The sequence below is a fragment of the Ruegeria sp. AG6 genome, from assembly GCF_056541565.1.
Map to the genome: position 1 here is coordinate 114,295 of NZ_JBQFYQ010000005.1, position 26,187 is coordinate 140,481.

The window sequence follows — 26,187 nt, forward strand, 5'->3', positions numbered from 1 at the left end:
GTCCTCATTTTTCGTAGTGGCCGTTCTGGTGCCAGCGCCAGGCGTCTGCGATCATCGTCTCTAACGTAGATCTTTTTGGCTTCCATCCCAGTTCATTTTCAGCCCGCACAGAACCAGATACCAGCTTGGTGCAATCTCCTGCCCGACGAGGGCCCACTGTATACGGCACGGGACGGTTGGTGACGGACCTGGATTGCTCGATCACCTCAAGAACGGAAAACCCGGACCCGGTGCCCAGATTGAAGACACGGCTGCCTTTGCCCTGTTCCAGCCAGCCCAGCCCCAGAATATGCGCATCTACCAGATCGCAAACATGTACATAATCGCGGATACAGGTGCCGTCGGGCGTATCATAATCTGTGCCAAAGACGGTCAGACCGTCCCGCTTGCCGTCAATCGCGTCCAACATCAGCGGGATCAGATGGGTTTCGGGGCGGTGAAACTCGCCCACGTCTCCTTCGGGGTCTGCACCTGCAACGTTGAAATACCGGAAGATGACATGGCGCAGCCCATGAGCCGCCTCGAAATCCTTGAGGATATCTTCGATCGCGCGTTTTGATGCCCCGTAGGCGTTCAGAGGATACTGCGCCGTGGATTCATCAAGAACCACATTGTCGTGCTCGCCATACGTTGCACATGTGGACGAAAATACGAAATCCAGACAGCCGGCCTCGACGGCTGCTTCAATCAGAGTCAGCGAGCCCGTGACATTGTTCGACCAATACACGCCGGGCTGGCGCATGGCATCGCCAACCTGGCTGAGCGCCGCGAAATGCATCACCGCATCTGGCTTGTGTTTCGCGAACACCTCATCCAGGCGGTCCCGGTCCAAAAGGTCGCCCTGTTCAAAAGGGCCAAATTGCACCGCATCCTGCCAACCCGTGATCAGGTTGTCGTAGGTCACAGGAAGGTAACCTGCCTGCGCAAGCGCCTTGCAGGCATGTGAGCCGATATACCCGGCACCACCGGTGACAAGAATTGTCTTCATGGCATATCCATTGGGGCTGGTTGAGGCACAGTTTCTACAGGGGCGCCGTCAGAGTCATGGGGAAAAGACGTCACTCCAGCCCCATGGCTGCCATCATCTCTTCGATCTTGGGCACGTCCTGCGGGTTGTTCAGTTCCCAGAACTGACGGCCCCTTGCCTCGACCTCGACGCACAGAACCTTGCGCCCGTTTTCCATGAACCTGAGCTGTTCCAGGCCTTCCAGCTGTTCCAGAGGCCCGGTTGGCCAGCCCGGATACGCCGCAAGGGCGTCGGGCCGATAGGCGTAAACGCCGACATGGTGAAACACGGGTGTCGCTTCATCGCCGGCGTATGTCTGCGACGTGAAGGGGACGACCTCTTTCGAGAAGTACATCGCACTGTGATCGCGTCCGAACACTGCCGTCGTGCCACCTACACGGCCATGCTTGCGGTCGTTCAGCAGACTGTTCAACGCACTGCCGTCACAGCGCAGGACAGGGGTCGCAACACCGGCATCCGGGGCGGCGCGCAGGCCGGAAACCAGATCTTCGACAAACCAATGCGGGGTCAGCGGAGCGTCGCCTTGCAGGTTGACGATGATTTCATACCCGCCACCCAGAACCTCATGCGCCTCGGCGCATCGTTCGGTGCCGTTCTGACAGTTTTCCGAGGTCATCACGACCTCGGCCCCAAAACCCTCGGACACGTCGCGAATGCGCTCATCATCCGTCGCAACAACAACGCGATCGACACCCGAGACTGACATGGCTGCACGCCAGGACCGTTCAATCAGTGTCATGGATGCGCCTTTTGCGCCGGTCAGGGGAACCAGTGGCTTGCCGGGATAGCGGGTCGAGGCGTAACGGGCGGGAATGGCAATCAGAACAGACATCAGGCTTCCTTCAGTTCAACACCCGGAGCGTAAGCAATAAAGAACGGATTTGCATAGCCATCCTTGCCATAAACCAACGGAGTATGGTCGTCAAAACGCACAACCTGGCCACCGGCTCCGGCCAGTACCGCGTGGCCTGCCGCCGTATCCCATTCCATCGTGCGCCCGACGCGCGGATAGATATCCGCTTCGCCCGTGGCAACCAGACAGAACTTGAGCGACGAACCCGCGCTTTTGCTGTCCTTCACATGATATTTGTTGATGTAGTCCTCAGTGGCCTGATCCCTGTGGGACTTCGACGCCACGACCAAAAGCCCGGAATTATCCGGTTCAGAGACTGATATGGGCGTCAAAGGACCGGTCTCGTTTTTGTCGAAAGCGCCCGTTTCCTCGACCGCGCGGCCATCAGCCAACGTGAAGAACATCCGACCCCGCGCCGGGGCATAGACCACTCCCCGGGTTGGCACTCCGTTTTCGACAAGCGCGATGTTGACGGTAAAGTCGCCGCGACGGTTGATGAATTCCTTGGTGCCGTCCAGCGGATCAACAATGAGGAAAGTATCGCCTTTTTCCGAATGCGAAGCGGCCTGTTCTTCGGTGATCAGAAGAATATCCGGGAATGCCGCACGCAAGCCTGCCGAAATCAATGCGTCAGCGGCTTCGTCTGCCTCGGTCACAGGGCTGGAGTCGGATTTGACTTTGACATCGAAATCATCCGCCTCGTAGATTTCCATGATCTTGTCGCCTGCCTCCAGAGCCAGTCGCCGGATGACGGGAATAAGCGCATCGTAGGTCACAAAAAAGCTCCGTTCCTGTGGTTTGTTGATCCAAAATCGCGATCGACTTATGATGCGGCGGTTACGGAACGGCAAGATATTCATGCCAGTTTAGAGGCGACGAAGCAGAAAAGACCCTTTGAATGTTCTATTTCAAGCGCAACCAAACGCTGCTGGGCGGCGCTTTCACGACGGCTGAGCTGGTATTCCATGCCACCGTGCGAAAGGTGCGCTCGCAACATCCGAATGCAATAGTCGCCATCCTGATCAATGTTTTGCAGCTTGTGGTGATGGGAACCACTTTCTACCTGCTCATGTCACTGATGGGCCGGGGCGGAATTCCAAAGATCAGGGGCGAATTTCTGCTGTATGTTCTGTCCGGCGTGTTCCCCTTCATGCTGCACATCCAGTCAATAGGCGCGATTTCAGGGGTTGGGTCCGCGAACAATCCGATGATGCTCCATTCGCCGATGAATGTGATGGTGACGATCCTGTCTGCGGCGCTCGGTATTCTTTACAAGCAACTGCTGGCTATGTTCGTGATCCTGTTCATCTACAGCGTCGCGGTCGCCCCGATCGAGGTGCAGGATCCCGGCGGTGCTTTCGCGATGCTGATATTGGCCTGGTTTACCGGATGCGCCGTGGGTTTGGTGTTCATGGCGATGAAACCCTGGTTTCCGACGACTGTGGGAATGCTCACCAATATCTACCGTCGCCTGAACATGGTGTTTTCGGGAAAGATGTTCGTCGCAAACACGCTGGGCGGCGGATTGCTGATGATGTTCGCCTGGAACCCGCTGTTTCATATTATCGACCAGTGCCGGGGCTTCATCTTCCGAAACTACTTTCCGCGAAACACAAGTTGGGAATACGCGCTATGGGTCGGGATAGCTTTGTTGATGATCGGTTTGATGGCTGAGTTTTTCACGCGCCAGCATGTTTCACAAAGCTGGAACGCGCGCCGCTAACATGCGACCCGCAGCGTCAAGTTGATCCGTCCGCCTTTTGGCAACAGCCGGGATGATCCGTATCTGATCCGGTCGACTCCGTGATAGGCCAATCGTGCCGGGCCGCCCATCACTACCACGTCGCCCGAGCCGAGCCAGATCGACTCGGTCTTGCCGCCACGGGTCGTGTTCCCAATCCGGAACAGGGCGTCATCGCCTAGGGAAACCGACAGAACGGGCCAGGAAAAATCTGCCTCGTCCTTGTCCTGATGCAGGCCCATTTTGGCGCCTTCCCCGTAGTAGTTGATCAAACAGCAATCCGGTGCGCGCTCGGTGCTGACCAGATCGTGCCAGATACCAAGAATGACCGGGGGGATTTCAGGCCAGACCCCGCCTTTCGGGTGCTTGTCCTGATAGCGATAGCCTGCCTTGTCGGTCACCCATCCCAGATCCCCGGCCGAGGTCATTCTTACCGACATCTCTTTGCCCGAAGGCGTGACGGGTCGAAACAAGGGTGCCGCTTTCAGAATCGGTCGAAGGGCCGCGATCAGCCGTGCCTGGGCAGCAGGGTCAATATAGCCTTTCCTGATTTCGAACCCTCGCAAGACAACTCGCGTCATTCCGGAAACCCCAAACCTTTCCAATTTCTTGCCAAAAAAGACCTCAAATTCCCGAAAACCTGCACTCTACGGTGCTTGCAGGCCTCTTGCCTCGCCCTTATATACGCCGGGACGCGCGATGGTAGTGCTGTCGCGCACATCAGATCGGGGGTGGGATGCCATAAAGGGTCCGACCCTCGGGACATCGCCTTGAAGAGAAAGGGATTGCAAAAATGGGAAAAGTAATCGGGATTGACCTGGGAACCACGAACTCCTGCGTGGCCATCATGGAAGGCTCGCAGCCGAAGGTCATCGAAAACGCCGAAGGGGCGCGGACCACGCCTTCGATCGTCGCCTTCACCGAAGATGAGCGACTGGTCGGTCAGCCTGCAAAACGTCAGGCGGTCACCAACCCCGACAACACGATTTTTGGTGTCAAACGTCTGATCGGTCGTCGCGTGGATGATGCAGAAGTCGAAAAAGACAAGAAAATGGTGCCGTATTCCATCGTGAATGGCGGCAATGGTGATGCGTGGGTTGAAGCCCGCGGTGAAAAGTATTCCCCGAGCCAGATCTCGGCCTTCACTCTGGGCAAGATGAAGGAAACCGCCGAAAGCTATCTGGGTGAAGATGTCACGCAGGCGGTTATCACCGTTCCGGCATATTTCAACGACGCCCAGCGTCAGGCCACCAAAGACGCCGGTAAAATCGCCGGTCTGGAAGTGCTGCGGATCATCAACGAACCGACAGCGGCTGCGCTGGCCTATGGTCTGGACAAAGAAGAAACCCAAACCATCGCGGTTTATGACCTTGGTGGTGGTACCTTCGACGTGACCATTTTGGAAATCGACGACGGCCTGTTCGAGGTTAAGTCGACCAACGGCGACACCTTCCTGGGTGGTGAAGACTTTGACATGCGCATCGTCAACTACTTGGCGGATGAGTTCAAAAAGGAACACGGTGTCGATCTGTCTCAGGACAAGATGGCCCTGCAGCGTCTGAAAGAAGCCGCTGAAAAAGCCAAGATCGAACTGTCCTCGACCTCGCAGACCGAGATCAACCAGCCCTTCATCTCGATGGGCGCCAACGGTCAGCCGTTGCACATGGTCATGAAACTGACCCGTGCCAAGCTGGAATCGCTGGTGTCGGACCTGATCAAGAAGTCGCTGAAACCGTGCCAGGCCGCTCTGAAAGACGCGGGTCTGTCGGCTGCTGACGTGGACGAAGTTGTTCTGGTCGGTGGTATGACCCGGATGCCGAAAGTGATCGAAGAGGTCACTAAATTCTTCGGCAAAGAGCCGCACAAGGGCGTGAACCCGGACGAAGTGGTTGCCATGGGCGCCGCCATTCAGGCCGGTGTTCTTCAGGGCGACGTCAAAGACGTGGTTCTGCTGGACGTGACCCCGCTGTCGCTGGGTATCGAAACGCTGGGTGGCGTGTTCACCCGCCTGATCGACCGCAACACCACGATCCCGACCAAGAAGTCTCAGGTCTTCTCGACCGCCGAGGACAACCAGAACGCCGTGACCATCCGCGTGTTCCAGGGTGAGCGTGAAATGGCTGCGGACAACAAGATCCTCGGTCAGTTCAACCTTGAAGACATCCCGCCGGCACCGCGCGGCATGCCTCAGATCGAGGTGACTTTTGACATCGACGCCAACGGCATCGTCTCGGTTTCGGCCAAAGACAAAGGCACTGGCAAAGAACAGAAGATCACCATCCAGGCATCGGGCGGGCTGTCCGATGAGGATATCGAAAAGATGGTCAAGGACGCCGAAGAGAACGCGGAAGCCGATAAGGAACGCCGCGAGCTGATCGAGGCGAAGAACCAGGCGGAAAGCCTCATTCATTCGACCGAAAAGTCGATGGAAGAGCATTCCGACAAGGTCGACCCGACCACGATCGAAGCCATCGAGTTAGCGATCGCCGCGCTGAAGGACGAGCTGGAAACCGAAAATGCCGACAAGATCAAGTCGGGCATCCAGAACGTCACCGAAGCCGCGATGAAGTTGGGCGAAGCCATCTATAAGGCGCAAGCCGAAGAAGGCGAAGAGGAACCTGCTGCCGCAGACGCTGCACCAGGCGACGATGACATCGTTGACGCCGAGTTCGAAGACCTCGACGACGACAAGCGTAAGTAACGGGTAACCGGGCCAGTATGGGCCGGTCCGGATGCCGGGCCGGCCTATTTACGTTGAGGCGGAAGGAAACACTGATGTCAAAACGCGACTACTACGAAGTGCTCGGCGTGTCCAAGGGCGCTTCGGCGGATGAGATCAAGAAGGGTTTTCGTAGGAAAGCCAAAGAGCTGCACCCAGACCGCAACAAGGACAACCCGGATGCCGAGGCGCAGTTCAAGGAAGCCAACGAGGCTTACGACGTGCTGCGCGATGCCGAAAAGAAGGCGGCTTACGATCGCTTTGGCCATGCTGCATTTGAAAACGGCATGGGCGGCGGTGGCCGCCCCGGTGGCGGCTTTGGCGGTCAAGGCGACTTCTCCAGTGCATTTTCGGATGTATTTGACGACCTGTTCGGTGATTTCATGGGTGGTCAAAGGGGCGGCGGCGGACGTCGCGCCGCGCGCGGCTCGGACCTGCGCTACAACCTGCGTGTGACGCTGGAACAAGCCTACTCGGGCCTGCAAAAAACCATCAACGTGCCAACGGCCGTGGCGTGTTCGTCCTGCGAAGGTACCGGGGCTGAAGGTGGCGTTGAACCCACATCCTGCCCCACCTGTTCGGGCATGGGGAAAGTGCGGGCACAACAGGGCTTCTTTACGGTAGAACGGACTTGCCCGACCTGTTCGGGATTGGGTCAGATCATCAAGAACCCCTGTAAATCTTGTCAGGGGGCCGGCAGGGTCGAAAAAGACCGCGCTTTGTCGGTGAACATTCCTGCCGGTGTCGAAACCGGTACGCGAATTCGTCTGGCAGGCGAAGGTGAGGCGGGAATGCGCGGCGGCCCTCCGGGCGATCTGTATATTTTCGTCGAAGTGGCCGAGCACAAACTGTTCGAACGCGACAGCGTAAACCTCTACTGCCGTGTGCCGGTCAGCATGGCCAAGGCGGCGCTGGGCGGATCGATCGAGGTTCCGACCATTGATGGCGGTCGCGGCCGTGTTCAGATTCCGGCCGGAAGCCAGTCGGGTCGGCAAATGCGCCTGCGCGGCAAAGGCATGCCTGCGTTGCGCGGCGGTGGTGTTGGTGACATGTTCATTGAACTGGCCGTGGAAACCCCGGTCAACCTGACCAGCCGCCAGAAAGAACTTCTGCGCGAGTTTGATGATCTGGGTGAAGACAACCATCCGGAATCAAAAAGCTTTTTTTCGTCCGTCAAGTCTTTCTGGGATGGCATGAAAGGCTGAACGACCAGGAACGGGGGCTCTGCCCCCGCCGCCCTTTGGGCGACTCCCCCGGGATATTTTCAGCCAGATGAAGCAAGGGACCCTGTATTCATCTGGCGAAAAATATCCCGGAGCGCGAGGCAGAGCCTCGCATGTCACTGTCCTAAACATGCAGTTTTGGCCTTAGCAGAAAGCTGAAAGTGGCAATACATCTGGAAAATTGAGTCTTGATTCCGGCCCTCGACCCTGAGATTGTCCGCTTCAACCGTTGGGGTGCCCTTTGACAGGGCTGAGAGACGCAACCGCGTTAACCCATCGAACCTGATCCGGGCAATTCCGGCGTAGGGAACGGTCTCTTGAACACAGACGTTTTCTCTACTCCGTTGCCCATAGAAGATGGAGCAACGACATGGTGGCAATTGCCCTGACCATAGCAGGATCCGACAGTGGCGGCGGCGCGGGCATTCAGGCTGACCTGAAGGCAATGTCGGCGCTGGGTGTTTTTGGCGCAAGTGTCATCACCGCCGTTACCGCGCAGAACACGCAAGCTGTCACCGCTGTGCATGGAATTCCGCTGGATGTGATTTCCGCCCAAATCGACGCGGTTCTGAACGATCTTGACGTCAGGGCCGTTAAAATCGGCATGCTTGGGACACCTGAGATCATTCATACGGTCGCCAGGGGCCTGGCGGCGTTCGACGGTCCCGTGGTTCTTGATCCGGTTATGATTGCAAAATCCGGCGACGCTCTGTTGGAGCAAGAGGCGGTCCGGACGCTGCGCGATGTGTTGTTGCCAACGGCGACTGTTCTTACGCCGAATCTGCCTGAGGCGGCGTGCCTGCTGAACATGCCAGCGGCAGAAACGCGTGAGCTGATGGCTGAACAGGGCCGGGCATTGTGCGCCTTGGGTGCGGGTGCAGTCGTGATGAAAGGCGGACACGGGTCAGGTGATATCTGCCACGATTTGCTGATCGATCCGTCGGGTGTCATGGCCGAGTTTCGGGCCCCACGTCAGGATACGAAAAACACCCATGGAACAGGATGCACCCTGTCGTCATCCATCACCGCCGGTTTGGCCAAGGGGCTGACCCTTAGGGACGCAGTTGCGCAGGCGCATGACTATCTGCAAGGGGCCATCGCGCGCGCGGATGAGTTGAATGTCGGCGCTGGGCACGGGCCGGTGCATCATTTCCACCGGGTTTGGCCCTCGTGACGCTTTGGTCTGTCATAGGGGCAGGGGTTGCCGGTCTTGCCGTTGCCAGCGAACTGGTGTCGCGCGGTGCAAAAGTGCAGATATTCGACCCCGGCGGGCCACCGGGCCCGCATGGGTGTTCATGGTGGGCCGGAGGAATGCTGGCACCTTGGTGCGAATATGAAAACGCGGAAGAACCGGTGTTGCGTCTGGGGCAGTCCGCGATGGAATGGTGGGCCCAACGCACCAAAGTGACCCGGCGGGGAACGCTTGTTGTCGCAAGTGCCCGTGATGTGCCGGACCTGCGCCGATTTGCGCGTCGAACAAAAGAGTTCACCAAGGTTGAACGGGCAGAAATATCTGAATTAGAGCCTGATCTGACGGGGTTTGGCCAAGGCCTGTTCTTCGAACGCGAAGCCCATGTTGATCCGCGTCAGGCGCTGCAAGATCTGTGTCGTCAACTGCAAAGCCAGGGCGTCGTGTTCCACCGGAAGTTGGCGCCCGCCCAGTTGGAGAATGCAATTGACTGCCGTGGCCTTCACGCCCGCGAATACCTACATGATCTGCGCGGCGTGAAGGGTGAGATGCTGGTCATACGATGCCCTGACGTGGAGCTGACGCGCCCGGTTCGTTTGCTGCACCCGCGGATGCCGCTTTATATCGTTCCGCGCGGCGGCGGCGTCTACATGTTGGGTGCGACCATGATCGAATCCGAGGATAGCAGCCGCATTACCGCCCGTTCGATGCTGGAATTGCTCAGCGCGGCCTATGCCGTGAACCCGGCTTTTGGTGAAGCCGAAGTGTTGGAGATAGGCGTCGATCTGCGCCCCGCCTTTCCCGACAACTTACCGCGCATCCGGCGTTTGGGCCGCACGATCTATGCCAACGGGCTTTATCGCCACGGATATCTGTTGGCACCGGCGCTGGCGTGGGGTGTTGCGGATCTGGCGCTGAACAACACACATTCGGAGATGGTAGATGAAGATCGTGCTTAACGGCGAGACGCGCGAGGTGCGCGCCGAAACCCTGTCGGAATTGTTGGACGAATGCGGTTTCTCGGGCCGTGTGGCCACCGCTGTGAATGAAGAATTCGTGCCCTCAAGCCTGCGCGTCGCTCACAAGCTGGCTGAAGGTGACCGGGTCGAGGTCGTCGCACCGATGCAGGGGGGCTGAAGATGAAGACGTTTTACGGCACTGAACTGCCCAACTCACTTATGCTGGGCACGGCGCAATATCCAAGCCCGGCCATTCTGGAACAGGCGTTTCGCGAAAGCGGTGCAGGCGTTGCCACTGTATCCTTGCGGCGTGAAGCGGGTGCAGGCCAGACCTTTTGGAACATGATCCGCGAATTGGGAGTTCTGATCCTGCCCAATACGGCCGGTTGCCATACGGTGAAAGAGGCCGTGACGACCGCCCATATGGCCCGCGAAGTGTTCGAGACCCGATGGATCAAGCTGGAACTCATCGGACATACGGACAGTCTGCAACCGGACGTTTTCCAACTGGTAGAAGCCGCCCGCATTCTGACCGAGGATGGGTTCGAGGTGTTTCCCTACACCACCGATGATCTGATCGTGGGCGAACGCCTGTTGGAAGCGGGATGCGAGGTGCTGATGCCCTGGGGCGCACCGATCGGGTCAGGACGCGGGCTGAACAACGAATACGCCCTGCGCGCGATGCGGGCCGAATTTCCTGACATTCCCCTGGTGGTGGATGCCGGTATCGGCTTGCCCAGCCACGCGGCCCGCGCGATGGAGCTGGGCTTTGACGCGGTTCTGCTGAACACCGCTGTGGCCCGTGCCGGAGATCCGGTTCTGATGGCCAAGGCGATGGCGCAGGCTACCCTTGCCGGGCAATTGGCCCATCAGGCCGACCCGATCGAGCCGCGCGATATGGCGGAACCCTCTACTCCTGTTGTTGGAAAGGCCTTCCTGTCATGACGCTGGACCGTTTCTATCCGATCTTTGATCACTCGGACTGGCTGCGGCGGATGTTGCCGCTGGGCGTCAAGCTGGTGCAGCTGCGCATCAAGGATCAGCCAGGCGATGCGGTGCGTGACCAGATCGCAGTCTCACGCGAGTTGTGCCGCGACCATGGGGCGGTTCTGGTGATCAATGACTATTGGCAACACGCGATCGATCTGGGCTGCGACTGGATCCATCTGGGGCAGGAAGATCTGGACGACGCCGACCTGAAAGCCATCCGAAAAGCGGGTCTGAAACTGGGCGTTTCCACCCATGACGACGATGAGCTTGAGCGTGTGCTGGCCATGGATCCCGATTACGTGGCACTGGGCCCGGTCTACCCCACCATTCTGAAAAAGATGAAATGGCACCAGCAGGGCCTGCCCCGCGTAACGGAATGGAAGGCGCGGGTTGGTGATATTCCCTTGGTCGGTATTGGGGGCATGAGTGTCGAGCGCGCAGCCGGTGTGCTGAAGGCCGGGGCGGACATTGTCTCGGCAGTCACGGATATCACCCTGAACCCCGACCCCGAAGAACGGGTGCGCGCGTGGATCGAGGTCACACGATGAGTCGATATGCCCGCCAGACGCTTTTGCCCGAAGTCGGGGCACAGGGGCAGGTACGCTTGTCGGCGGCCCGTGTTCTGGTCGTTGGTGCGGGCGGTCTGGCTGCACCGGTTCTGCCACTTTTGACAGGGGCCGGGGTGGGGCGGATCACGGTCATGGACGGGGATACCGTCGATCTGTCGAACCTGCACCGTCAAACGTTTTTCTCCGAGGCCGATTGCGGGCAACCCAAGGCGGAAACCGCCGCCGCCCGTTGCCGCGCGCTGAATGATGACACCGATGTCATCGGTCTGAATCAGGCTCTGACCAGTGAAAATGCGCCCGGTTCGGTGTCGCAAGCCGATATCATTCTGGATTGTGCCGACAGCTACGCAGCCAGCTACATCCTGTCGGACACGTGTCTGGCGCAGGGCAAACCTTTGATCAGCGCCTCGGTGCTGGGGCTTTCGGGTTATGTGGGCGGTTTCTGCGGCGGGGGCCCATCGCTGCGCGCTGTATTTCCCGATGCACCGGACAGTGGCGCCAGCTGCGCCACTGCGGGGGTTCTGGGCCCCGTGGTTGGCGTGATCGGGGCGATGCAGGCGCAGATGGCGCTCAGCTTGATCCTTGGACTTGATCCCTCACCCCTTGGGCAGTTGGTTCAATATGACGCAAGAACCCTGCGCAGCACCCGGTTTCGCTTTGATGACGCACCCGAGCCCGGCAACTGCTTTCGCTTTCTGTCCGCAAGCCAGCTGAAGGGCACGGATCAGATCATCGAGCTGCGCAGTTCGCAGGAAGCCCCTGTTCCCATCCATTCGAACGCGACGCGCATTTCGCCGGATAATTTGCGCGAAATAGACCCTAATGGCGGAAAAAGGCTGGCTCTTTGCTGTGCCACCGGTTTGCGGGCATGGCGTGCCGCAGAACAAATTCAACCAGATTGGCCGGGCGAGATTGTCCTCGTCGCGGCCTCAACCTCGTGAAGAAAAGGGAAACGCGAGATATGAAAAAGCTGATGACAGCCATCGCCCTTCTGGCCGCCGCGCCGGCATGGGCCGAAGACAAAATGACCGTCCTGCTGGACTGGTTCATCAACCCTGACCATGGTCCTATCATCGTGGCGCAGGAAAACGGCTATTTTGCTGAACAAGGGCTTGAGGTCGAGATCGTTCCGCCCGCCGACCCGTCCGCCCCGCCCCGTTTGGTGGCTGCCGGCCAAGCCGACCTGGCGGTGTCTTACCAGCCGCAATTGCACTTGCAGATTCACGAGGGCCTGCCTCTGAAGCGTGTCGGCACATTGGTTGCAACGCCGCTGAACTGTCTTCTGGTGCTGGAAGACGGGCCGATCAAGTCGCCTGCTGACCTCAAGGGTAAAAAAATCGGCTTCTCGGTCGCGGGGGTCGAAGAAGCCATCCTTGGCACCGTTCTGGGCAAATACGATGTTGCGCTGGGCGATGTCGAGCTGATCAATGTCAACTTTTCCCTCTCGCCGTCGCTGATGACCGGTCAGGTGGACGCGGTGATTGGCGCTTATCGCAACTTCGAACTGAACCAGATGGATATCGAAGGTCGTCCCGGCACCTGCTTCTATATCGAGGAAGAGGGCGTTCCGTCTTATGATGAACTGATCTATGTCGCCAATCCGGAAACGATGGACAAGGACAAGATCGCCCGGTTCCTCGCCGCGACTGAAAAAGCGACCCAATATATCGTCAACAATCCGGAAAAAAGCTGGGAAATCTTCGCGGCGACCTCGCCTGAACTTCAGGACGAGCTGAATGCCCGCGCCTGGGTCGATACACTGCCGCGCTTTGCGCTGCGTCCGGCGGGTTTTGATGCCGGTCGTTATGCCCGGTTCGAAACCTTCCTGAACGAAAGCGGGATGATCGACAGCGTCCTTCCGGTCAGTGACATCACCATCGACGTGACCGCGCAATGAGCAATTATGGCAAAGCCTTTGCGCTGATGCGCGATGCTGCGGCGGATCCGTGGCGGGATTATACCCGCCACGCCTTCGTAGAGGGTATGAAAGACGGAACGCTGCCACGCGATGCGTTTCTGCACTATCTGCGGCAGGATTATGTGTTTCTGATCCACTTCTCACGTGCCTGGGCGTTGGCCGTGGTGAAATCAGAAACGCATGAAGAAATGCTTGCCGCATCGCGAACTGTGAACGGTTTGATCAGCGAAGAGATGAAACTGCATATCGGTATCTGCGCGGCAGAAGGTATCTCGCAGGCAGAGTTGTTTGCCACGCCAGAGCGGCACGAGAATCTGGCCTATACCCGGTTTGTCCTGGAAGCAGGCTACAGCGGAGATTTTCTGGACCTGCTGGCGGCCCTTGTTCCTTGCGTCATGGGGTATGGTGAGATCGGTACGCGCCTGTCCGCCGAGGCAACGTCCGAGACATATCGCGGCTGGATCGACACTTATGCCGGCGAAGATTATCAAGCCGCATGTGTGGCGGTTGGCGAGTTGCTGGATCAGGCTCTAACAAAACGTATTGGGGCTGATTTCCAAGGTTCGCCACGCTGGGATCGACTGTGCCAGACCTTCCGCAAGGCGACAGAGCTTGAAGTCGACTTCTGGCAGATGGGTTTGACGCCATGACACCTGCGCCCGAACTGACCATCAACGGCACTGCCACGATCGACGGCGCGACCCTGTTTGCGCCGTTGTCCCTGACCCTAGGGGCCGGGGCGTGGACATGCCTGCTGGGCAGTTCGGGCGTGGGAAAAACCACGGTTCTGAGGTTGATTGCGGGGCTCGAGACCGGGGCTGTCTTCGCCGGGCGGATCACGGCCAGTGATGGCTTGCCTGTGGCTGAGCGTGTCGCATACATGGCGCAGGATGATCTTCTTTTGCCTTGGGCAACTGTCGCGCAGAATGTCTCGCTGGGTGCGCGTCTGCGCGGGGAAAACGTTGATCTTGATCGACGTGACCGCCTGATCAAGCGTATGCGGTTGCAGGATCACATGAACAAGAAGCCCAATGCGTTGTCCGGCGGGCAACGTCAGCGTGTCGCCCTGGCCCGGACACTGATGGAAGATCGCCCCGTTGTTTTGCTGGACGAGCCCTTTTCGGCCCTTGATGCCCGCACCCGCGCTGACATGCAGGATCTGGCCGCCGAAGCATTGCACGGTCGCACCGTCCTTCTTGTGACCCATGATCCCGCAGAGGCCGCGCGTCTGGGGCAATCCATCGTGGTGATGACCGAACACGGATTGACGCAGTGCGAACCGCCCCGGGCCCAGGCCCCGCGCCGCGTGGATGATTTGGAGACATTGGAAACCCAGGGTGCCTTGCTGCGTCTTCTCTGCGAGGGCGTGGCGTGAAGTATTTTTATGCACTGGCCGCAACTTTGTTTGCCTTGCTGATCTGGCAGGGCATCGTGACCCTGACCGGGTTGCCGAAGTTCATCCTGCCCGGACCCGCCGTCGTGGCCGAAACCTGGTGGCAGAACCGCTGGGTGATCGCCGAGCATACCTGGATCACAGCGATCGAAGTGGTGATCGGTCTGGCATGCGGAACGCTGCTGGGTGTCGTCACTGCGTTGCAACTGGCGAATTCGCGGGCGGCGCGGGTCCTGGTGCAGCCGATGCTCGTGTTCACGCAGGCTCTGCCGGTATTCGCATTGGCGCCGTTGCTAACGCTATGGCTGGGCTATGGGCTGTGGTCCAAGGTCGCCATGGCGGTGTTGATCATCTATTTCCCGATCACCTCATCCTTTTTTGACGGGCTTATGCGCACCCCGTCGGGGTATCTGGATCTGGCCCGAACGATGCAGGCCAGCAAGCGCGCCGTATTGTGGCATATCCGTATTCCGGCCGCTCTGCCGTCGCTGGCGTCGGGGATGCGGCTGGCGGCGGTCTATGCCCCGATCGGAGCGGTGATCGGCGAATGGGTCGGCTCGTCGCAGGGGCTGGGCTATCTGATGCTGCTGGCCAATGGACGTGCCAAGACCGATCTCATGTTTGCCGCGATGCTGACCCTGGGCGTATTCTCGATCCTTCTGCACATGATTGTCCGCCGGGCCACGGCACGCATGGCGGGTGAGGTGCGTTAACCAATCAGAAACCGATTCTGGGTCAGGGTGCGCCCATGACACAGGACGCCTTTGCCGAAGCCCCGATGCTGTTTGATACGGACGAAGCGCCGGCGCAGCCGCTGCCCTCTGGCCGGTTACCCTCCTACATAAAAGACCACCGCAAGCGGCTGCGCGAACGGTTCATGACCGGTGGATCGGCGGCGATGCCGGATTACGAACTGCTTGAACTGGTCCTGTTCCGATCCATTCCCCGTCAGGATGTGAAGCCACTGGCACGGGCATTGATGGACACTTTTGGTGATTTCAATCGTGTCCTGACCGCGCCCGAGGAACGGCTGCGCCAGATCAAGGGCGTTGGCGATACCGTGGTTACCGACCTGAAAATTCTTGAGGCCTGCGCCCACAGGATGGCCCGCGCCCGGGTGATGCAGCGGCATGTGATCTCGGGATGGGATGCGCTACTGGATTATTGCCACACCACCATGGCGCATCGTGAGATCGAACAGTTTCGCGTGTTCTATCTGGATCGCAAGAACGTAATGATCGCGGATGAGGAACAGGCCAAAGGCACCGTGGATCACGTGCCGGTTTACCCGCGCGAGGTTGCCAAACGAGCGCTGGAACTGAATGCCTCGGCCCTGATTCTGGTGCACAACCACCCGTCGGGTGATCCGACGCCCTCGCAGTCGGATATCGACATGACCAACCGTATTCAGGATGCCTGTGCGGCCTTGGGCCTGACCCTGCACGACCACCTGATCATTGGAAAATCGACCGAGTTGAGCTTTCGGTCCGAAGGGTATCTGTGAGCTTCACTGCACCCAGATTTCAACCCGGCGGTTGACCTTGCGGCCCCATTCGGTGTCGTCACAGGCCATCGGCATTGCTTCGCCAAACCCTTCCGCGACCACCTCGATACTGTCTGATATCGATGTCTCGGCTGCGGCCAGAACCGCGTTTCGTACCGTCTGTGCACGTCGCAGGGCAATGCGGGCGTTGGCGGCGGCCCCGCCATCCCCGTCGCTGAAACCGGCAAACACCAGCTTGCGCGCCTTCAATGTGCCGGCGTCAAGCATATGTGCCAGTTGCTGAATATTGGAACGTGACTGCGCATCCGGACGGGATGATCCGGGCTCGAACCGAACCGACAGGGACAGCCGTGACAGCGGACGCAGGGTTTCGATCATGCGCTGAAGCTCATCCAGCCCAACTTCGGGCCCTCCGGTGGCGATGGCATTGGCAAGCCGGTCGCCCTGTACGCCAACCGGCAAGGTTTCAGGCGATTGATCCACATAACCTGCGTCACGAATGGCCATCTGGGCCCCGGGGCTTAGGCTAAAGGCCAGAAATTGCCGTGCAATCCGCGGCAGGCGGCGTTCGGGCAGATACAGAAACATCGGCATGTTCAACGGATAATCTTCGGTCTTGATCGATTGACGGGTGGCGGCCAGCGGATGCCCACACCCTCCGGTCAACGGCAGGGCTCGGGTATTGTCGACTGTCGCTTTGCTGGCGATTCCGATGGAAAACGGGTCCTTTGCCACGGCCTTGGCCAGATCGCTCGTTCGAATATGACGGATTGCGGTATCGGTCAGTTCCACGCCAGCGGTCTTCAATACCTGATCCTCGACAGCCTGCGCCAGCCCCGATCCCGGATCCGGCACATGCAATGCGATCGGAGCATCCGGCCCGCCCAGGTCCACCCAGTTCTTCACTTCACCTGACAGAATGCGGGCCAAGTCGGCCAGCGAAATCTGACGCATCACACTATCGGATGCCACCACCGGAACCATGGCGTCCAATGCAACAACCCTGGATCGCCGGGCCCGTTTCAAATCACCCAGCCCCGCGGCATCGGCTGCATCCCGCTCTGCCTCGCGTACTTCGCGCAGGGCCATCACGATATCTGTCTGATTCCCGATCAACTTGGCGAAGCCGCGATCCGTGGTCCCGACGTCAAAGTAGAACCGCGCCAACGGGGCGTCACGGCCTGACTGAAAAAGCTCATAGACGAAGGTGTCAGAATCCACGCGGGCAGGCGTTGCGGTCAAGCCTTCCTGCTGCGCAAACCCGATGATCAGGGCGGGCAGGACCGTTTCGGCCATGACAGACGATCCGGAAAACCGCAACTCGGCTACGAAATCCGTCAGGCTGGGGCACGCAGGTCCGTCGCAGGTGACGCCCGAGCCATCAACGGTCAACTCACCGAACTGCGTATCAACGCGGTAAAATTCGCCGTCGAAGCCCAGCAGGTTGCCTGTTACTTCGACCTTGCCGTCATGAGACGTCAGTGTGATGTCTTGCGCCATTGCACAGGTCGCACCTGCAACGGTAAACAGCGCGGTCACAGCCGCACGAAAGAAAGTCATAAGAGAGTCGAGCCTGCCTGCGGATTACTTTGCCGCGATTGTCAGGTCTGAGAGCAGATTATTCAACACCAGAAACTCACCGGCCTGTGAACAATCCGGCAGGGTCAGGGACATGTCGCGCGACCGCAGGCGGCTATCTGACAGAAGTTCCAGCGCCTGCACATTCAGCGTTTGCCCGCAGTTGGATTCGGTCACTTCGGCTTCGACCGTCAGGTCGATGCTGCCGGACCGATCCGACGCGCCCGTCGGAAAGGAATATACTTCGATATTCTTGGCACGACCCAGACCCGTCTGGCCCAGGCGCAGAACCTCTCCTGCGCCATTTGCCGAGGAATCATTCCACACATGGCCGCTGTTGCCATAGCTTGCCCCGAATTCCAGCGCGTGAATCTGCAACTCGGTATCACCCTGCCATTGCAGGACGACGCGGTCATATTCGGCAATGTCGGTCACGTGAGTGGTGGCGACCGTGCCTGTTTCATCTTCGAATGAAATCAGGAAAATCGCGTATTCCGACAGTGCCGGGATGGACATGTTCAAGGCACCGGAATCGTCGGTGTTCTGGCTGACCGTCAGGCCGCTGTGATGAATTTCAACGCGTTCGTTTCGGTGGCAGGGTGCCCGCAGCGACAGGTGTGCCATGGCGCCGGGGACGGCGACGGCGCGCGCGCTGATGTTGCAATCCGTTGTTTTCGGTGCTGACGGAACTGCGCGAGGTTCGGGCGCTGCCGCCCCGAAATCTGCGTCAGACGCCGGAGCCGAAGTCAGTACGATAGCATCCAACCCCGACAGAACCGAGGATTGCTGAGATGCCGAGGCAACATCAACACTACCCCCCGCGTTCGCAGGCTGCGCGGTTGGTCCGTTCTGCATCAGGTAGCCTATGCCCAAAGCACAAGCGACCGTGCCGCACATGGTCACGTAGTTTCGAACTACAAACAAGACACCCTCCCCAGTTGAAGGAGCAAATCGCACATTCGCCACGAATCGCGGCCAATTTGTGGCCGCAAGACGAACACATTGTGGATTCGGCGGGTAACGTTAGGTCAGTCGGCCATGGCAGTGTTTGAACTTCTTGCCTGAGCCACACGGGCACGGATCATTTCGCGACGGGTTGCCCCAGGTCGATGGATCGCTTTCGTCGAACCCCGGAAGCGCATCACCCGAGGCCGCAGCCTCGGCCTTGGCTTCGGCCTGTTTCGCGGCCTTGTCCACGGCCTCCTGCGCCTGAGCCTGCTGCCCGGCCATCTGCGCCAGCATTTCTTTCTGTTCTTCTTCGGTCAGCGGACGTACGCGCGACAATTGCTGTGTCACGGTCTCGCGCAGCGAATCCAGCATGCTTTCGAACAGCTGGAAGCTTTCGTTCTTGTATTCGTTCAGAGGATCGCGCTGGGCATAACCGCGGAACCCAACGACCGAGCGCAGGTGTTCCAGGGTCAGCAGATGCTCGCGCCATTTGCTGTCAATGGTCTGAAGCAGAACCTGTTTTTCGATGTTGCGCATGTTTTCAGGGCCAAAGGCGACGGCCTTCTGGGCCATCATCTCATCCGCGGCCTTGATCAGACGTTCGCGCACCTGCTCGTCATCCACGCCTTCTTCGGCGGCCCAGTCCTGAACCGGGACGTCCATGTTCAACTTGTCCTTTATCGCCTCGTGCAGACCCTCAGTATCCCACTGATCAGCATAGGATTTCGGCGGCATGTATTCGTCAATCAGGTCGTCAATCACCTGTTCGCGCATATCCGAGACGATCTCGGACAGGTCGTTTGCAGACATGATTTCGCGGCGCTGGCTGAAGATCACCTTCCGCTGGTCATTCATCACGTCGTCGAACTTCAGAACGTTCTTACGCATGTCAAAGTTGCGGCCTTCGACCTTGGACTGCGCGCGTTCCAGCGACTTGTTCACCCAGGGGTGAATGATCGCCTCGCCTTCTTTCATGCCCAGCGTGGTCAGAACCTTGTCCAGCCGTTCCGAGCCGAAGATACGCATCAGGTCATCCTCGAGGCTCAGGTAAAATACCGTTCGGCCCGGGTCGCCCTGACGGCCGGAACGGCCGCGCAGCTGGTTGTCGATGCGGCGGCTTTCGTGGCGTTCCGACGCCATGACGTAAAGGCCGCCAGCAGCCAGAACCTTTTCTTTTTCTTCGGCGTGGCGTGCTTCTTCGGCGGCCCGCAGCTCGGACGGATCCGCGTCTGGATTCTCGGCAATCGCTTTCAGGACCTTCATCTCGACATTGCCGCCAAGCTGAATGTCGGTGCCGCGACCGGCCATGTTGGTGGCGATGGTTACCGCACCCAGACGACCGGCATCGGCAACGATCTGTGCCTCTTGTTCGTGCTGGCGGGCGTTCAGAACGTTGTGCTTGATGCCTTCCTTGGTCAGCATCTGGCTGAGCAGTTCGGATTTTTCGATCGACGTGGTCCCCAGCAGAACCGGCTGGCCCTTTTCCTGCGCCTTTTTCGTCTCGGCGATCATCGCATCGTATTTTTCGGCGGCCGTACGATAGACCTGATCATCTTCGTCGATACGGGCAATCGGCAGGTTGGTCGGAACTTCGACCACGCCCAGACCGTAGATCTCGGCAAATTCTTCGGCCTCGGTCAACGCGGTGCCGGTCATGCCGCTCAGTTTGTCGTACAGGCGAAAATAGTTCTGGAATGTCACGCTGGCCAATGTGACGTTTTCCGGCTGGATCTGAACCTTTTCCTTGGCTTCGATCGCCTGATGCAGACCTTCGGACAGGCGACGGCCCGGCATCATGCGGCCGGTGAACTCATCGATCAGAACGACATCGCCGTCGCGCACGATGTAATCCTTGTCGCGCTGGAACAGCTTGTGGGCACGCAGCGCCTGGTTGACGTGATGCACAACGGTGGTGCTTTCCGGATCATACAGGGAATGGCCTTCGGGAATCAGGCCGGCCTGAAGCAGCTGTGCCTCAAGAAATTCGTTGCCTTCATCGGTAAAGGTCACATTGCGCGATTTTTCATCCAGGGTGTAATGATCGTCGCTCAGCGTCGGGATCAGGCCATCAATGGCGGTGTACAGATCCGACCGGTCCTGCGCGGGACCCGAGATGATCAGCGGTGTCCGCGCTTCATCGATCAGGATCGAGTCGACCTCGTCCACAATCGCAAAGTTGTGGTGTTTCTGGTAAACCTGCTCTAGATCCGCCTTCATGTTGTCGCGCAGATAGTCAAAACCCAGCTCGTTGTTGGTGGCATACGTGATGTCACAGGAATACGCGGCCAGTTTTTCCGCGTCGGGCTGGCCGGACCAGATCACACCAGTTGTCATGCCTACGGCCGCAAACACCTTACCCATCCATTCCGCGTCACGTTTGGCCAGGTATTCGTTCACCGTGACAACATGCACGCCCTTGCCGGTCAGCGCGTTCAAATAGGCCGGGAAGGTGGCGACCAGAGTCTTGCCTTCGCCCGTCTTCATTTCCGAGATGTTACCCTGATGCAGGAAAATGCCGCCCATCAGCTGCACGTCAAAGGCCCGCAGGCCAAGTGCGCGCTTGGCGCCCTCGCGTACGTTGGCAAAGGCCTCGGGCAGCAGGTCGTCCAGGCTTTCGCCATCCAGTGCGCGCTTGCGCAGGTCTTCGGTCTTGTCGATCAGACCTTGATCTGAAAGCGTTTCAAACTCTGGTTCCAGCGCATTGATCTTTTCGACCAGAGGGCGGGTCGCCTTGATCTTGCGGTCGTTCGGTGTTCCGAACACCTTTTTGGCGAGCGTTCCGAGTCCCAGCATGTTCACTCCAGAGGATCTGTTCTTTTCGTGGTTGCGACAGGCTTGCCCACCTTGCGCGCAACCCATAGATACGGGGGGTGAAAGGCGGCCCTGTCCAAGGCTTCAAAGCGATGTAAGCGGCAGGTTCCAGAGTGTCAACGCCGCGCCCTGTCGCGGCAAGAAAATAGGATGATTCAATGCCCAAAGGTCTCACTTTTCTGCCATCGCTGGCCCTGGCCGCCGTGATGGCCCTGCCGCTGGCCGCCGAAACCCAGCCGGATGCGTCGACCGTGGTCGCTCGGGTAAACGGGGATGAGATCACATTGGGTCACGTGATCGCCACCGTCGCTTCTCTGCCACCGCAATATCAGCAGGCGGAAGACGACGTGCTGTTCGATTTCATTCTGGAACAGCTGATCCAGCAGCAATTGCTGGGACAGCAACAGGATGGCCTGAACATGCGGAACGCGCTGACACTCGACAATGAAAAGCGGTCGCTTCAGGCGGTTCAGACGGTCGCGGCTCTGACCAACGATCTCGTCACAGAGGAAGCCATTCAGGCCGCTTACGATGCGCGTTTCAATGATTTTGCGGGTGAAGACGAATTCGACGCCAGCCATATTCTGGTGGAATCGGAAGAAGAAGCCAAAGCGCTCAAGACTCAGCTTGATGATGGTGCAGATTTTGCGGAACTTGCCCGCGAGAACTCGACCGGTCCGTCCGGTCCGAATGGTGGCGCGTTGGGATGGTTCGGAAAAGGCCAGATGGTACCTGAATTCGAGGCAGCCGTGATCGCGCTGGAAAAAGGGCAGGTGTCGGATCCGGTGCAAACTCAGTTTGGCTGGCATCTGGTCAAGCTGAACGACAAGCGCAAAACCGAAGCCCCCGAACTGGACGCGGTGCGCGATGAGCTGGCCCAAACGATCCAGCAAGATGCCATTCAGGCGCGGATCGACGAGTTGACGCAGCAGGCACAGATCGAACGCCCCGCGCTGGAAGGCGCAGGCCCCGAGATCATGCGCCAGCTGGACCTGATTCAGGAGTAAAGACCAGTGGCCACGATCACGAAGGTATCGCCGCTGGCGCCGGCGTCTTTCCCTGAACTGCCTGCGATTGACGGTGTGCGTTTTGCCACCGTCGAAGCGGGTGTGCGCTATCAGGGTCGCACGGATGTCATGCTGGCTGTTCTTGATCCGGGCACGTCGGTGGCGGGTGTCTTCACCCGCTCGGCCACCCGCGCGGCACCGGTTCTGAATTGTCAGAAGAAAATAGGAGGCCCCAGTGATGGACCTGCGGCGATCCTTGTGAACTCGGGCAATGCGAACGCGTTCACCGGCCACTATGGCCAGACATCGGTTGCCGAGGTGACGCAGGCCGTTTCCAAATCGACCGGTGTCCCCGTCGAACGGGTCTTTACCTCATCCACCGGTGTCATCGGTGAACCGCTGCCACATGATCGCATCATATCGCAGCTTGAAGCGTTGAAATCCGGCCTCAGCCGCCATGCCATCGAAGATGCCGCGCGGGCGATCATGACGACGGACACGTTTCCCAAAGGGGCGAGCGCACAGGTCGAAATCGGTGGCAAAACAGTCTCTATTGCAGGGATTGCGAAGGGTTCTGGAATGATCGCGCCAGACATGGCGACGATGCTGGTCTATATCTTCACCGACGCACAGGTTGAGCAATCGGCGTTGCAGGAAATGCTGAGCGCCCAGACAGATCGCACCTTCAACTGCATCACTGTGGACAGCGACACCTCGACCTCGGACAGTCTGCTGCTGTGTGCGACCGGATCTTCGGGCGTTGATGCCACCGGCGATGCCGCTTTTGCGCGGGCTTTGGAAACAGTGATGCTGGACCTCGCGCAACAAGTGGTGCGTGACGGGGAGGGCGCCACGAAATTCGTGGAAATCCGCGTGACCGGAGCCGCCTCGGACGCTGACGCCAAGACCCACGGTCTGGCCATCGGCAACTCCCCTCTGGTGAAAACCGCCATCGCCGGTGAAGACCCGAACTGGGGCCGCATCGTCATGGCCATCGGCAAGTCGGGCGCGGCGGCGGATCGCGACAAGCTCAGCATTTCCTTCGGTGATATTCTTGTGGCCGAGAACGGCTGGGTCAGCCCGGATTATCGCGAAGACGCCGCCGCCGCCTATATGAAAGGTCAGGACCTCGTGATTGCGGTCGATCTGGGGCTGGGCGAAGGGAAATCCACCGTCTGGACCTGTGATCTGACCCACGGCTATATCGAGATCAACGCGGATTATCGCTCGTGAAAACCGTGTTAGTCTCTGCTGTCGCCCTGATCGACATCGAGGGCCGCGTGCTGCTTGCCCAACGTCCCGAAGGCAAATCCATGGCCGGACTGTGGGAATTCCCCGGTGGCAAGATCGAGCCCGGCGAAACCCCCGAGGCCGCCCTGATCCGGGAATTGCACGAGGAACTGGGCATCGACACCTGGGCCTCGTGCCTAGCACCGCTGACCTTTGCCAGCCACAGCTATGATGATTTCCACCTGCTGATGCCGCTGTTCGCCTGCCGCAAATGGGAGGGTATTCCGCAGTCGAAAGAGGGCCAGGCGCTGAAATGGGTGCGCGCGAATGACCTGCGGAACTTTCCGATGCCGGCGGCGGATGTGCCGCTGCTTCCGATTTTGCGGGATTGGCTGTAACAATTCGTAAGAATTGAGAAAACATCACGAAAAAGTTGACGCTGATCGTCCTCCTTGTCCTTAATCGGGGCAGCAGCGTTCCGGTCTGACCCGGCGACGCCGTTCCGGCCCGACCCGGGGCCGGATGGGGAGGAGAGATAGAATTGGCTCAGACGCAGTCGGGCGCCGAGGGGATGCACTCCCTTCCGGCGCTGCTACATCGCAATGCGACGCAGTTCGGGGATGCCCCGGCTTACCGCGAAAAGGAGTTCGGGATCTGGCAATGCTGGACCTGGGCGGAAACGGCCGCCGAGATCCGCGCGCTGGCGCTTGGATTTCTTGAACTTGGCGTTGAAAAGGGTGACCACATCGCCGTAATCGGGCGCAACCGTCCGGCACATTACTGGTCAATGGTTGCGGCGCAGATGGTCGGTGCCATTCCGGTTCCTCTCTATCAAGACGCGGTTGCCGAAGAGATGGCCTATGTGCTGGAGCATTGCGGGGCGAAATATGTCGTCTGCGGCGATCAGGAGCAGGTCGACAAGGTCATCGAGATTCAGGAAAACCTGCATCAGGTCAAACACATCCTCTATACCGACAAGCGCGGTATGCGGAAATACGACCACAGCCAGATGAATGCCCTTGACGACATCAAGGCCGAGGGCAGCGCCGGTCATGCGCGTTTCGACGCCGAACTGGACAGGCGCATCGGCGAGATCACCTATGACGACACCTGCGTGATGCTCTATACTTCGGGTACCACGGGCAAGCCCAAGGGCGTGGTGCTGTCGAACCGCAACGTGATCGAAAGTGCAAAGAACTCAGCCGAATTCGACCACCTGACCCGCAACGAAGACATCCTGTCCTATCTGCCGATGGCCTGGGTGGGGGATTTCATCTTTTCCATTGGTCAGGCCTACTGGTGCGGGTTCTGCGTGAACTGCCCCGAAAGCGCCGACACGATGATGACCGACCTGCGCGAGATCGGGCCGACCTATTTCTTCGCGCCGCCGCGCGTATTTGAAAGCCAGCTGACCAATGTGATGATCCGAATGGAGGATGCCAGCAAGCTCAAGCAGCGCATGTTCCACTACTTCATGGCGCATGCCAAGAAGGTCGGCGGTCGGTTGCTGGATGGCAAGCCGGTGAGCTTGGGTGACAAGGTGAAATATGCGCTGGGCAATCTGTTGGTTTACGGGCCGCTCAAAGACACGCTGGGATATGGGCGCTTTCGGGTGGGCTATACGGCGGGTGAGGCGATCGGGCCGGAGATCTTTGATTTCTATCGCTCTTTAGGCATCAACCTGAAACAGTTGTACGGCCAAACCGAGGCGACCGTGTTCATCACCGTCCAGCCCGACGGCGAGGTGCGCGCCGACACCGTTGGCGTCCCGGCCCCCGATGTCGAGATCAGGATCGACGACAAGGGCGAGATCCACTACCGCTCGCCCGGCGTTTTCGTCGAATATTTCAAGAACCCGGACTCGACCGCATCGACCAAGGACCCTGAAGGCTGGGTGGCCACGGGCGACGCAGGGTTCATCGAGGAAAGCTCGGGTCATCTGCGGATCATCGACCGCGCCAAGGACGTGGGCAAGATGGCCGACGGGTCGATGTTCGCGCCGAAATATGTCGAGAACAAGCTGAAGTTCTATCCGGATATTCTGGAGGCGGTGCTGTTCGGCAATGGCAAGGATCGCTGCGTCGCCTTCATCAATATCGATCTGACCGCGGTCGGCAACTGGGCCGAGCGCAACAACGTGGCCTATGCCTCGTATCAGGAACTGGCGGGACATCCGCGTGTGTTAGAGACGATCAAGGCCCATGTGGAAGAGGTGAACAAGTCGGTCGCCGCTGACGAGATGCTGTCGGGCTGTCAGGTGCACCGCTTTGTGGTTCTGCACAAGGAACTGGATGCCGACGATGGCGAGATGACCCGGACCCGCAAGGTGCGGCGCGGATTTGTCGAGGACAAATTCAGCGACATCATTGCCGCGCTTTATGACGGGTCCAAGACGGTTTCGACCACGACCGAGGTGACCTATGAGGATGGTCGCAAAGGATCGATTTCGGCGACGCTGGAAATCGTCGATGCGCCGGTTGTTCCCGTCGCCCAACACAAGGTTGCCGCAGAATGAGGGCCGTACGAGC

25 protein-coding genes and 1 riboswitch are annotated in these 26,187 nt (G+C 59.0%); of the genes, 18 read left to right on the forward strand and 7 right to left on the reverse strand.

Translation table 11 applies throughout. The annotated features are described in order from the left end of the window. Window positions 1-4: 4 nt before the first annotated feature. The 3 genes from galE to cysQ form a co-directional block, all read right to left on the reverse strand. On the reverse strand, window positions 5-988 hold the full coding sequence (gene galE, locus ACR0I0_RS12725) for a UDP-glucose 4-epimerase GalE (RefSeq protein WP_171724023.1): 984 nt from the start codon (window positions 986-988) through the stop codon (window positions 5-7). Between the two features lie 70 nt (window positions 989-1,058). Further along, the gene (locus tag ACR0I0_RS12730) at window positions 1,059-1,859 is read right to left on the reverse strand and encodes a 3-deoxy-manno-octulosonate cytidylyltransferase family protein (protein ID WP_171724024.1); all 801 of its coding nucleotides are present in this window, start codon (window positions 1,857-1,859) and stop codon (window positions 1,059-1,061) included. Continuing rightward, on the reverse strand, window positions 1,859-2,656 hold the full coding sequence (gene cysQ / locus ACR0I0_RS12735; RefSeq protein ID WP_480491687.1) for a 3'(2'),5'-bisphosphate nucleotidase CysQ: 798 nt from the start codon (window positions 2,654-2,656) through the stop codon (window positions 1,859-1,861). Before cysQ ends, ACR0I0_RS12730 begins: the two co-directional genes overlap by 1 nt. 122 nt (window positions 2,657-2,778) lie before the next feature. Between cysQ and ACR0I0_RS12740 the strand changes: the two genes are divergently transcribed. Then, entirely contained in the window at window positions 2,779-3,603 is an 825-nt protein-coding gene (locus ACR0I0_RS12740) for an ABC transporter permease (RefSeq protein ID WP_171616598.1), read from the forward strand. On the opposite strand, the gene ACR0I0_RS12745 is transcribed toward ACR0I0_RS12740, so the two are convergent. Then, a complete protein-coding gene (locus ACR0I0_RS12745; protein WP_480486160.1) occupies window positions 3,600-4,202 on the reverse strand; it encodes an alpha-ketoglutarate-dependent dioxygenase AlkB family protein in 603 nt (200 codons plus the stop codon). The genes ACR0I0_RS12740 and ACR0I0_RS12745 overlap by 4 nt on opposite strands. Window positions 4,203-4,414: 212 nt before the next feature. Here ACR0I0_RS12745 and dnaK point away from each other — a divergent pair, with 212 nt between their 5' ends. From dnaK to radC, 13 genes are all read left to right on the forward strand, one after another. After that, window positions 4,415-6,322, forward strand: coding sequence for a molecular chaperone DnaK (dnaK, locus tag ACR0I0_RS12750; protein WP_209834348.1), 1,908 nt, complete (start codon window positions 4,415-4,417; stop codon window positions 6,320-6,322). 74 nt (window positions 6,323-6,396) lie between these two features. Further along, entirely contained in the window at window positions 6,397-7,545 is a 1,149-nt protein-coding gene (dnaJ, locus tag ACR0I0_RS12755; RefSeq protein ID WP_171635418.1) for a molecular chaperone DnaJ, read from the forward strand. Between the two features lie 238 nt (window positions 7,546-7,783). Continuing rightward, window positions 7,784-7,889: riboswitch (TPP riboswitch) on the forward strand. 44 nt (window positions 7,890-7,933) lie between these two features. Further along, on the forward strand, window positions 7,934-8,737 hold the full coding sequence (gene thiD, locus ACR0I0_RS12760) for a bifunctional hydroxymethylpyrimidine kinase/phosphomethylpyrimidine kinase (RefSeq protein WP_480491690.1): 804 nt from the start codon (window positions 7,934-7,936) through the stop codon (window positions 8,735-8,737). Next, window positions 8,734-9,711: an FAD-dependent oxidoreductase gene (locus ACR0I0_RS12765; RefSeq protein WP_480491692.1), complete on the forward strand. Its 978-nt coding sequence runs from the start codon at window positions 8,734-8,736 to the stop codon at window positions 9,709-9,711. Before thiD ends, ACR0I0_RS12765 begins: the two co-directional genes overlap by 4 nt. Continuing rightward, window positions 9,695-9,889, forward strand: a complete 195-nt coding sequence (gene thiS / locus ACR0I0_RS12770) for a sulfur carrier protein ThiS (RefSeq protein WP_171635425.1) — start codon at window positions 9,695-9,697, stop codon at window positions 9,887-9,889. The genes ACR0I0_RS12765 and thiS overlap by 17 nt, the downstream gene beginning before the upstream one ends. A 2-nt stretch (window positions 9,890-9,891) precedes the next feature. Next, complete coding sequence (locus tag ACR0I0_RS12775) at window positions 9,892-10,656, forward strand: thiazole synthase (protein ID WP_171635428.1); 765 nt, start codon at window positions 9,892-9,894, stop codon at window positions 10,654-10,656. Further along, window positions 10,653-11,249, forward strand: a complete 597-nt coding sequence (locus ACR0I0_RS12780; RefSeq protein WP_171724029.1) for a thiamine phosphate synthase — start codon at window positions 10,653-10,655, stop codon at window positions 11,247-11,249. Before ACR0I0_RS12775 ends, ACR0I0_RS12780 begins: the two co-directional genes overlap by 4 nt. After that, the gene (locus tag ACR0I0_RS12785; protein ID WP_480491695.1) at window positions 11,246-12,211 is read left to right on the forward strand and encodes a HesA/MoeB/ThiF family protein; all 966 of its coding nucleotides are present in this window, start codon (window positions 11,246-11,248) and stop codon (window positions 12,209-12,211) included. Before ACR0I0_RS12780 ends, ACR0I0_RS12785 begins: the two co-directional genes overlap by 4 nt. Window positions 12,212-12,231: 20 nt before the next feature. After that, window positions 12,232-13,167 carry an ABC transporter substrate-binding protein gene (locus tag ACR0I0_RS12790; protein WP_152459567.1) on the forward strand — a complete coding sequence of 312 codons (936 nt, stop codon included), beginning with the start codon at window positions 12,232-12,234 and terminating at the stop codon, window positions 13,165-13,167. Further along, window positions 13,164-13,838, forward strand: a complete 675-nt coding sequence (gene tenA / locus ACR0I0_RS12795; protein ID WP_480491696.1) for a thiaminase II — start codon at window positions 13,164-13,166, stop codon at window positions 13,836-13,838. The genes ACR0I0_RS12790 and tenA overlap by 4 nt, the downstream gene beginning before the upstream one ends. Then, complete coding sequence (locus tag ACR0I0_RS12800; protein ID WP_480491698.1) at window positions 13,835-14,563, forward strand: ABC transporter ATP-binding protein; 729 nt, start codon at window positions 13,835-13,837, stop codon at window positions 14,561-14,563. The genes tenA and ACR0I0_RS12800 overlap by 4 nt, the downstream gene beginning before the upstream one ends. Then, the gene (locus ACR0I0_RS12805) at window positions 14,560-15,294 is read left to right on the forward strand and encodes an ABC transporter permease (protein ID WP_480491700.1); all 735 of its coding nucleotides are present in this window, start codon (window positions 14,560-14,562) and stop codon (window positions 15,292-15,294) included. Before ACR0I0_RS12800 ends, ACR0I0_RS12805 begins: the two co-directional genes overlap by 4 nt. Window positions 15,295-15,329: 35 nt before the next feature. Continuing rightward, the gene (radC, locus tag ACR0I0_RS12810; protein ID WP_210093156.1) at window positions 15,330-16,085 is read left to right on the forward strand and encodes a RadC family protein; all 756 of its coding nucleotides are present in this window, start codon (window positions 15,330-15,332) and stop codon (window positions 16,083-16,085) included. Between the two features lie 3 nt (window positions 16,086-16,088). Here radC and ACR0I0_RS12815 read toward each other — a convergent pair whose 3' ends face one another. The 3 genes from ACR0I0_RS12815 to secA form a co-directional block, all read right to left on the reverse strand. Beyond that, complete coding sequence (locus tag ACR0I0_RS12815; RefSeq protein WP_480491702.1) at window positions 16,089-17,645, reverse strand: phosphate ABC transporter substrate-binding/OmpA family protein; 1,557 nt, start codon at window positions 17,643-17,645, stop codon at window positions 16,089-16,091. Window positions 17,646-17,669: 24 nt separating this feature from the next. Then, window positions 17,670-18,587, reverse strand: a complete 918-nt coding sequence (locus ACR0I0_RS12820; protein ID WP_171724036.1) for a hypothetical protein — start codon at window positions 18,585-18,587, stop codon at window positions 17,670-17,672. 99 nt (window positions 18,588-18,686) lie between these two features. Next, window positions 18,687-21,404: a preprotein translocase subunit SecA gene (gene secA / locus ACR0I0_RS12825; RefSeq protein ID WP_210093159.1), complete on the reverse strand. Its 2,718-nt coding sequence runs from the start codon at window positions 21,402-21,404 to the stop codon at window positions 18,687-18,689. Window positions 21,405-21,580: 176 nt separating this feature from the next. Here secA and ACR0I0_RS12830 point away from each other — a divergent pair, with 176 nt between their 5' ends. The 4 genes from ACR0I0_RS12830 (at window position 21,581) to ACR0I0_RS12845 (ending at window position 26,174) form a co-directional block, all read left to right on the forward strand. Then, a complete protein-coding gene (locus tag ACR0I0_RS12830) occupies window positions 21,581-22,429 on the forward strand; it encodes a peptidylprolyl isomerase (protein WP_171635453.1) in 849 nt (282 codons plus the stop codon). A gap of 6 nt (window positions 22,430-22,435) precedes the next feature. Continuing rightward, a complete protein-coding gene (argJ, locus tag ACR0I0_RS12835; RefSeq protein ID WP_480491705.1) occupies window positions 22,436-23,662 on the forward strand; it encodes a bifunctional glutamate N-acetyltransferase/amino-acid acetyltransferase ArgJ in 1,227 nt (408 codons plus the stop codon). Then, window positions 23,659-24,057, forward strand: coding sequence for a (deoxy)nucleoside triphosphate pyrophosphohydrolase (locus tag ACR0I0_RS12840; RefSeq protein ID WP_480486143.1), 399 nt, complete (start codon window positions 23,659-23,661; stop codon window positions 24,055-24,057). The genes argJ and ACR0I0_RS12840 overlap by 4 nt, the downstream gene beginning before the upstream one ends. 173 nt (window positions 24,058-24,230) lie before the next feature. Further along, window positions 24,231-26,174, forward strand: coding sequence for an AMP-binding protein (locus tag ACR0I0_RS12845; protein WP_171724166.1), 1,944 nt, complete (start codon window positions 24,231-24,233; stop codon window positions 26,172-26,174). Window positions 26,175-26,187 lie beyond the last annotated feature (13 nt).

Bases quoted from the DNA above. Each gene is read 5' to 3' on its own strand.
- galE (WP_171724023.1), bottom strand. From the start codon at position 988: ATGAAGACAATTCTTGTCACCGGTGGTGCCGGGTATATCGGCTCACAT.
- ACR0I0_RS12730 (WP_171724024.1), bottom strand. From the start codon at position 1,859: ATGTCTGTTCTGATTGCCATTCCCGCCCGTTACGCCTCGACCCGCTAT.
- ACR0I0_RS12740 (WP_171616598.1), top strand. From the start codon at position 2,779: ATGTTCTATTTCAAGCGCAACCAAACGCTGCTGGGCGGCGCTTTCACG.
- ACR0I0_RS12745 (WP_480486160.1), bottom strand. From the start codon at position 4,202: ATGACGCGAGTTGTCTTGCGAGGGTTCGAAATCAGGAAAGGCTATATT.
- dnaK (WP_209834348.1), top strand. From the start codon at position 4,415: ATGGGAAAAGTAATCGGGATTGACCTGGGAACCACGAACTCCTGCGTG.
- dnaJ (WP_171635418.1), top strand. From the start codon at position 6,397: ATGTCAAAACGCGACTACTACGAAGTGCTCGGCGTGTCCAAGGGCGCT.
- thiD (WP_480491690.1), top strand. From the start codon at position 7,934: ATGGTGGCAATTGCCCTGACCATAGCAGGATCCGACAGTGGCGGCGGC.
- thiS (WP_171635425.1), top strand. From the start codon at position 9,695: ATGAAGATCGTGCTTAACGGCGAGACGCGCGAGGTGCGCGCCGAAACC.
- ACR0I0_RS12775 (WP_171635428.1), top strand. From the start codon at position 9,892: ATGAAGACGTTTTACGGCACTGAACTGCCCAACTCACTTATGCTGGGC.
- ACR0I0_RS12780 (WP_171724029.1), top strand. From the start codon at position 10,653: ATGACGCTGGACCGTTTCTATCCGATCTTTGATCACTCGGACTGGCTG.
- ACR0I0_RS12785 (WP_480491695.1), top strand. From the start codon at position 11,246: ATGAGTCGATATGCCCGCCAGACGCTTTTGCCCGAAGTCGGGGCACAG.
- ACR0I0_RS12790 (WP_152459567.1), top strand. From the start codon at position 12,232: ATGAAAAAGCTGATGACAGCCATCGCCCTTCTGGCCGCCGCGCCGGCA.
- tenA (WP_480491696.1), top strand. From the start codon at position 13,164: ATGAGCAATTATGGCAAAGCCTTTGCGCTGATGCGCGATGCTGCGGCG.
- ACR0I0_RS12800 (WP_480491698.1), top strand. From the start codon at position 13,835: ATGACACCTGCGCCCGAACTGACCATCAACGGCACTGCCACGATCGAC.
- radC (WP_210093156.1), top strand. From the start codon at position 15,330: ATGACACAGGACGCCTTTGCCGAAGCCCCGATGCTGTTTGATACGGAC.
- ACR0I0_RS12815 (WP_480491702.1), bottom strand. From the start codon at position 17,645: ATGACTTTCTTTCGTGCGGCTGTGACCGCGCTGTTTACCGTTGCAGGT.
- secA (WP_210093159.1), bottom strand. From the start codon at position 21,404: ATGCTGGGACTCGGAACGCTCGCCAAAAAGGTGTTCGGAACACCGAAC.
- ACR0I0_RS12830 (WP_171635453.1), top strand. From the start codon at position 21,581: ATGCCCAAAGGTCTCACTTTTCTGCCATCGCTGGCCCTGGCCGCCGTG.
- ACR0I0_RS12845 (WP_171724166.1), top strand. From the start codon at position 24,231: ATGCACTCCCTTCCGGCGCTGCTACATCGCAATGCGACGCAGTTCGGG.